The sequence below is a fragment of the Methanobrevibacter sp. genome (genome assembly GCF_045541095.1).
Taxonomy (GTDB): domain Archaea; phylum Methanobacteriota; class Methanobacteria; order Methanobacteriales; family Methanobacteriaceae; genus Methanocatella.
On sequence record NZ_JAZQIJ010000250.1, the window covers coordinates 1 to 4,271 of the forward strand.

Here is a 4,271-nt window from a genome sequence, read left to right on the forward strand (position 1 = left end):
ATGGCTACGATCCGACTTTGATATGCATGCTGAAAGGGATTATCTTATTAAAGAAGTATTTCCTGAACTGACAGAATGGTGTGAAGACAGAAAAATACGCCTGACTGACATCGATTTGAGATGGGGTGTAACAGAAGAGGAAAGCAGCAACAGTAAAACTATTGAAACCTGTCTGCGCCATGTTGATAAAAGCCGTCCGTTTTTCCTTTGTTTTTTAGGTCAGCGCCGTGGTTGGATTCCAGATTTTAAAGAGGATATTAATGAAGAAACCAAACAGAGATATACTTCAATTGATGATTTGGATGGAAGATCTGCCACTGAAATGGAAATTGAGCATGCTCTTTTAAAACCAATTCACATGTTTTTAAATGAAAAGGAATATGACTGCCCTCCAACCAAACACTCACTGTTTTTCTTTAGAAATCCTTCATATGTCAATGAACTTTCACCATCTCAAAAATTAATTTATACAAATGATTCAGAAATTGATGTTGATAAAATAGGATTTGCAGACACTGAACTTGAAAAAACCAAACAAAAAATTAGGGATAGGAAGCAATCAGAAGATGCTAAAATTGATTCTGATGAAACTAAAACCAACATATTAATCAGCGAATACTCCGGCGAATGGAATCCAGACATATTGCTTCCGGAACTTTCACATTATGAAAATGGCGAGGGAAAAGGCAGGCTGACAAATTTCCAATGTGGGGAAAAATCGCTTAAGGAAGTTTTAATCACTCAATTACAGGAACAAATTGCTATTGCATTTCCGGAAAACATGGATATTGTTGCGGAAAGTGAAACTGAACGGGATTTGGACCAGCAGGAAATATTCTGTTATCTCAACAGTGAAGGATTCATTCCAAGACCTGCATACACTCAAAAACTAAATGAGTATATTGAAGAAGGGGATGGAATATGTCTGGTTAGTGCAGAGGCGGGTTACGGTAAAACAATGCTTCTTGCAAAATTTGCCACAGACTTTAATGAAAACTATCCTAATAAAAGATTATACAAGAGATTCTGCGGAGCTTCAGATTTAAGTTCAGACATATATTCTCTATGGAAATCCATAATGGCAGAAGCCGGAATAAGTGAAGATGAAGAATTCTATCCATTAAATCTTGATGAGCTAAAAAGAAACATTCCGGAAATCCTGCAGGCCATTGCCGGTGAAGATGATTGTGTCATTATCATAGATGCTGTCAATCAGATGCCTGACGGAGTAAATATGCTTAAATGGTTTGATGAGCTTCCAAACAATTTAAAGCTAATCATGTCAGTTAAGGAAGATAGGAAAAATGAGGTCTTCAATTCAAAACTTCAAAGCATCAAAAACAGAAATATTATTTCAGGTTTTGAAATTCATGAATTGGACACTCAAGATAAAAAAGATTTAATCAATGAATATCTTAAAAATTACCTGAAATCATTGGATGAGGCTCAAATCGATACAATTTGTGGATTTGAAGGTTCTAAAAACCCTCTATTTTTGAAGATACTGCTTGCAGAGTTAAGGGTTTTCGGTTCATTTGACCAGCTCAAAGATAAGATTGAAAGCTTTGGGGAAACTCCTGTATCTGCATTTAAACATGTTTTAGAAAGATTGGAAGAAGATGAAGAAGACATTAAAGCGGATAAAATTTCTCATTTGATATTTTCACTTTTAGCCAATGCACGCGTAGGTCTTTCTGAAGATGAATTAAAAGCAATCATTCAAAGTGAAACTGATTTGGATGAAAAGACCATTCGAGATGCTATAAGGCTGAACTTAAGGCAAGTAAGGCAGTTTATGGCAAGAAAAGAAGGTCGTCATGACTTTTTCTATGAAAGTTTCAAGATAGCAGCACAGGAAAAATATGATGATTTGAAAATTCACTCAAATAAGCTATTGGCCAGTTACTTTAAAAAGGATGCCGAGTTAAGTGATGATTATACATTTAATGGGGATTTAAGCAATGAAAATAAAAACTATTTAAGGCCATTCAGAGAACTTCCATATCATTTGGATCAATCTGAAAACTATGAAGAACTATCAGATGTTTTAAGTTCTTATGATTTCATAAAAAACAAGCTTGAATTGGACAATATTTACAATTTGACCCGAGATTACCAGTTTGGCAAAGACCATAAATTCAGCGAAACCGAAGACCACCCTATCGTTTTAATAGGAAGGGCACTCGAACTTTCAGCTCCTGTTTTGGCCGAACATAAAGATCAATTGCCAGCCCAGCTATGGGGAAGAATGAACGGAATCGATGATGATGTAATAGTGAGATTACTCGCCCAAATTGATTCAGACACTTCTGATAAATGGCTTAAATCCAGTTCAAACGCATTGTATTCACCAAAAAGTTCAATCATAAAAAGAATCAAACCGGAAGGCAGAAAGGCAACAGCAGCAATTGAAGTAACTCCTAACAGGAATATAGTGAATTGTAACGAGGATGGAATGATTGACATATTCGATATTGATACAAATGAACTGGAAACCATTGACAAGGGAGATTCGAAAATAGTCAAAATCATTCCCGAAGACAACACTCTGCTTGTTGCATATGCTGACGGTAAAATTAAAAAATGGGACATTGCCAATAGGATGGTTGTTAAGGATGATTATCCAAAAATTGACGCTGAAATTACAGACATCTATCTTTCAAAAACATACAATAAAATCTATGCTTCATCTCATGAGGGAATCTTTACAATTGACCTTGAAACCGGAGAGTTAAGGCGAGAGGATATTGAATCTAAAAACTACAATCAGATTCTGGTTCCAAGAAGAAATGAAGCAATTCTGGTATGTGATGAAAGAGAAGTTGACGGCTGGGATGTATATGAGATGAGAAAGGCATATAACAAGCAACATCAGCAAAACGATGATGAAGAGTCTTCAACAAAATTAGATTCATCTGAAGAAATCAGGTTCATGGGACTGAACAAGAGATTTTTAACCTTGATATCTGAAAACGGTCAAATGAAATTCTGGAACACCCTTAAAAACTCAGGCGGTGGAGAAAGCATAGCAGAAGAGCGTGTCTGCAGTATTAACGACAAGTTCAAACAGGCACAAACACTTGAAGATGAAAACCAAATCATCACAATCTCCGATATGGGAGTTCTGAGAGTATGGGACATTCCGGAGCCAAGAAGCCCTGAATTTACTATCGCAACAAATGATGCAGGCATGAAACTGGATATTCAAACAGGTATCACATCACCAACAGCCATTGACTATTACAGTGACAGTGAGGACAAATGGGTTGTTGTTGGAAATGAAAACAATGATGTGAGTGTATTGGATTTAAATAAGAAAGTTGAAGAAGATGATGGAATAAGACATGTCGAATCAGTTTTCTCAATAAAAACCGATGGCAATCATATGATTACAGCATCAAACAACGGTGAAATTTTCACATGGAATCTGGACCGTGAGGATTGTATTAATCAGTTTGCCTGTGATTTCAGGTTCAATGCAATTTCATACAATCGCAGTGATTCAAAACTGGTTCTTGCAGGTTTTAAAACCGAAAAGGACGGTAAAAAAATCAACAAGATTGCAACATGTAATATCAGTGAGGACATGTGGCAAGCTATTGAAAATGGTGAAGATAAGATTGAATTGGAAGTCGATGACTATAAATCAGGAATGGGTGAAGTCATTGATATTGCCCAAACATCATCAGGAATTGTATTTATCGAAGAGGATAAATTAACCCTTGGAAATGATGAAATAAAATTGGATGGAACTGCAACCACACTGACAACAGACTTTGACTCTGATGAAATCTTTGTAGGATTTGAAGATGGTAGTGTTGTTAAATATCCGAGTGAAGTTCGTTTTGCCGAAATTCCATCTCCTGTTACTAAGATTACCATATTTGATGAAAATGTTATAGTAGGTCATGAAAATGGATTTATAGAAATATTGGATTTGAATTTAAGTAATTCTGTAAAGTTAGCCGTGCATGATAAAGCTATAACTAATATTTATGCTTCTGAATCTTATTTAGTTAGTTTAAGTAAAGACAATACTATAAAATTCTGGAATTTCGACAGTGAAGAACTGGGATATGTTTATTACTTAGATATTTTTGCAACCTCAATTTGTCTTAAAGATGACAAATTAGTTGTTGGAGATACTTTAGGAAATGTAAGGTTTTTTGAATTAAAAAATTTATAAAAGGTGAAAAAATGGGTTTATTTGATAAATAACTAAAAAAATCATATTTCAAGAAAATCACTCCATATTAAAACTGTAGTTTGTA

1 protein-coding gene is annotated in these 4,271 nt (G+C 35.1%); it reads left to right on the forward strand.

The features are described 5' to 3' along the window. The coding region (locus ACKI2P_RS10810) for an AAA family ATPase (protein WP_407377492.1) at window positions 1-4,186 on the forward strand (4,186 nt) is incomplete at its 5' end. Window positions 4,187-4,271 lie beyond the last annotated feature (85 nt).